The following is a 3,423-nucleotide window of genomic DNA, read 5'->3' on the forward strand; positions in this document are numbered from 1 at the left end:
GGCGCCTTCCTCGATGCGCGGCAGGCGCTGGGCGCACGTTTTGCCGACAGATTCCCGTCCGTCCATGCAAGCTGCATCGCCGCTGGGATCGACCCCGCCACGCAGGCCATCCCGATCGCACCGGCGGCGCACTATCACATGGGCGGCATCGCGGTGGACGATCGCGGCCGCAGCTCGATCGACGGGCTCTGGGCCGGCGGCGAAGCGTCGTCCACCGGCGCGCATGGCGCGAACCGGCTTGCGTCGAATTCGCTGTTGGAGGCCGTGGTCTACGCCGCGCGCATCGCCGACGACATCGCCGGCCGCACCACTCCCTCGCCCGCACGTCTTGCGGACGTGCCGACGCCGGGGGACGGCGCGCCGGATGCTGCGGCCGTGAAGCGGCTGCGGATGCTGATGAGCACGCATGTCGGCGTGATCCGCAATGGTGACGGGCTTGCGGACGCGGTTCGCAGCTTCTCCGCGCTCGAACGCGAGGCCACGAGCATCGCGGTCCGCAACATGGCAACGGCAGCCCTGCTCGTGGTGGCGTCAGCCTGGAACCGGCGCGAGAGCCGCGGCGCGCACTTCCGCTCCGACCATGCCGCGGACGTGCCCCCCCTCGCGCAACGCACGATGACGACGCTCGCAGCAGTGCGCGAGATCGCGGACAGCCTGAGCGAACGCCCGACACCGCGCACGGCGCAACCGATGACCGCCTGACGGAGTCTGCCATGATCACCCCGAATTCTCTGCTTTATCCCGACGCCTTCCTCTCCCCGCTCGCGATCGACGAGGCCGTGCTGCGCGCGCTCGATGAGGATCTCGGCCGCGCCGGCGACATCACCTCACTTGCGACGATCCCCGAAGCAACGAAGGCGCAAGCAATCCTGGTCGCGCGGCAGTCCGGCGTGATCGCCGGCTTGCCACTGGCGCTCGCCACCTTGCAAAAGCTTTCGCCCGACATCGAGATACGCGCACATGTTCGCGACGCCGCGCGCGTCGCCCGCGGGCAGCAGGTGCTGACGATCTCGGGGCCGGCACGCGCCATCCTCACGGCGGAGCGGACCGCGCTGAATTTCGTCGGCCGCCTGTCGGGCGTTGCGACGCTCACGGCGGACTATGTCGCGCGCACCGAGGGCACCCGGATGAGAATCTGCTGCACGCGAAAGACCACGCCCGGGCTGCGCGCCTTGGAGAAATACGCGGTACGCTGCGGCGGCGGCTTCAATCACCGCTTCGGGCTCGACGACGCGATCCTGATCAAGGACAACCACATCGCGGTCGCCGGCGGCATCCGTCCCGTGCTGGAGCGCGCCCGCGCCCAGGCCGGCCATCTCGTCAAGATCGAGATCGAGGTCGACACGCTTCCGCAGTTGCGCGAGGTGCTCGACACCGGCCTTGCCGACGCCGTGCTGCTCGACAACATGGATATTGCGACGCTGCGCGAAGCCGTCAGGCTCAACGAGGGACGCCTCAAGCTGGAGGCATCCGGCGGTGTCACCCTGGACTCGATCCCAGCCATCGCTGCGACCGGCGTCGACTACGCCTCATCCGGCGCGCTGACGCATTCGGCGCCAAATTTCGACTGCGCGCTGGATATCGAGGCGTGAGGCGCTACCGCCGCTCGGTCGCGCCCATCTCGGCGGAGCTCTTGGCTTGCTGAGTGAGCTCGGCGGAGAGCGCGGCGGTCTGCGCCGGGGTGCCCCAGCTCGGCTCTTCGCTGCCATCGCCCCAGGCGCGTGGGCGATAGAAGGTGTGGACGCCGGTCTTGTACATCTTCTTCATCTCGGCGACCCAGGACGGGCGCACCCAATAGGCGTGGTAGTGCGTGGACTTGCCGACCTCGGGCAGCCAGATCTGGCCGTCGAGCATGGCCTTCGAGATCTTTTTCGCACGGTCCCACATCTCGGGCTCGCGGATCACGTCGGCATTGTTGTCGCAGGCAAAGGTGAACTGGCAAGCGAGATGGCGGTGCTTGTTCTGATAGACGGCGCCGCACACGGTGTCCGGGTATTTGCCGGAGAACACGCGGTTCATCACCACCTGCGCAACCGCCATCTGACCGCGCACGGCCTCGCCGCGGGACTCGAAATAGACGGCCTCCGCGAGGCATTTTTCGGACTTCGCGCGCGACTTGTCGTCGAGCGCGAGCCGTTCCGCCGGCGATCTGGCGCGCTGATTGTCGACGTTGACCTCACCCTTCGGCGCGACGCTCTCGCCGCTTTCGATATCCTTCGCAATATCCTCCGACGGCGGCGATAGCGACGCCGTCACCTTCATGTCGGGGTCGGGCATCACGATCAGCGGCTCCGCACCGGGTTGCCAGCTCTCGATGCTCTCGACGTTGCCTCCGAGCGAGGAACTGCCGAAGAACAGGCTCGAGGTCTTGACCCGGAACGGATCGCGCGGCGGTGCAGCCGGAATGGTGGCCTGCTTCAGCGCTTCGAGCGGCTGGAGCGCGAGCGAGCGCGCAGCGTCGCTGGCTTGTGGCGCATTGGTGTATTGCGGCAGCGGCGGCGCACGCAGCGCCTCCGCGAGTTCGGGATCCAGCGCGGCCGCGGATTCCGGCGACATCGCCTGCGGCAGCGCGACGGTCTTGGCGCCGAACACCGAGCTGTTCGACGTCGCGGGATCCTCCTGCGTCGGCACTGCCGTCGGCGCGCCCGCTTCGGGAGCCTGCGTCGGCGTGACCGTTGCGAGGCGATCACCCTTCATCGAGCGATCGACCTTGGGAAAATCGGCGGCCTGGTAGCGGGGCGGCGCCTGCAGCGCCGGATTGCGGCTGATCGCGCCGGTGACGTCGCGGCTGTCGAGGCTCGCGAGACGAACCATCGCGCTCTGCGGAGCCGAAGTGCCGATCGGCCGGGAAAAACTGTAAGTGGCCAGTTGTATGGAGGACGCAGCAGAGAATACCTGCTTCTGCCAACGCTCCGCGACCCCGGGTTGGCGCGCCAGCAGCGAGGCAATGTCCTGATAGCCGGTCTCTCTCGGCATCAATGCGAAGATGCAGAGACCGATGCCGAAGGACGCGAACCGCGCGCCCTTCGGATGGGTACGCAACAAAAACATCGATACGCTCACGCTACGCTTACGCTAGAAAAATCGAGCCGCAGTACATCCGTGCAATTCGATCTTTATCGTGAGTATCTAATTTAGGTTGCTGGGGCGTTAATCGGCGTTGCGCATGCGGCACACGCAAGCAATCGCAGGTGTTCTCACGGGGCGATGATGCGCCTTGGTAAATGCGCCCTCACGCGAAGGGGTAAACAACTGGTCAACGCGAATGGTGAAGGAACTCTTGCGCGCACGTGTCATTACGGGATGCGCGCGGTTCCATCGCCACTTCGACCATAGCCGCCATGCCCCGCGAAGGCGGGGCATAGTACGCCGCGGCTCCTTCCCTATCACGTCACCGCCTCTGGAATACTGGATCGCCCGCTT

3 protein-coding genes are annotated in these 3,423 nt (G+C 66.7%); 2 read left to right on the top strand and 1 reads right to left on the bottom strand.

Annotated features, from left to right (window positions below):
* Positions 1 to 702: FAD-binding protein (locus IVB32_RS04895; RefSeq protein WP_247409931.1), on the top strand; the 702-nt coding region annotated here is incomplete at its 5' end.
* Positions 703 to 713: 11 nt separating this feature from the next.
* A complete protein-coding gene (gene nadC, locus IVB32_RS04900) occupies positions 714 to 1,592 on the top strand; it encodes a carboxylating nicotinate-nucleotide diphosphorylase (RefSeq protein WP_247391679.1) in 879 nt (292 codons plus the stop codon).
* 4 nt (positions 1,593 to 1,596) lie between these two features.
* Here nadC and IVB32_RS04905 read toward each other — a convergent pair whose 3' ends face one another.
* Complete coding sequence (locus IVB32_RS04905; protein WP_247391676.1) at positions 1,597 to 3,051, bottom strand: cell wall hydrolase; 1,455 nt, start codon at positions 3,049 to 3,051, stop codon at positions 1,597 to 1,599.
* Positions 3,052 to 3,423 lie beyond the last annotated feature (372 nt).

Source organism: Bradyrhizobium sp. 23, assembly GCF_023073295.1.
Lineage (GTDB): Bacteria > Pseudomonadota > Alphaproteobacteria > Rhizobiales > Xanthobacteraceae > Bradyrhizobium > Bradyrhizobium canariense_D.

Bases quoted from the DNA above. Each gene is read 5' to 3' on its own strand.
- nadC (WP_247391679.1), top strand. From the start codon at position 714: ATGATCACCCCGAATTCTCTGCTTTATCCCGACGCCTTCCTCTCCCCG.
- IVB32_RS04905 (WP_247391676.1), bottom strand. From the start codon at position 3,051: ATGTTTTTGTTGCGTACCCATCCGAAGGGCGCGCGGTTCGCGTCCTTC.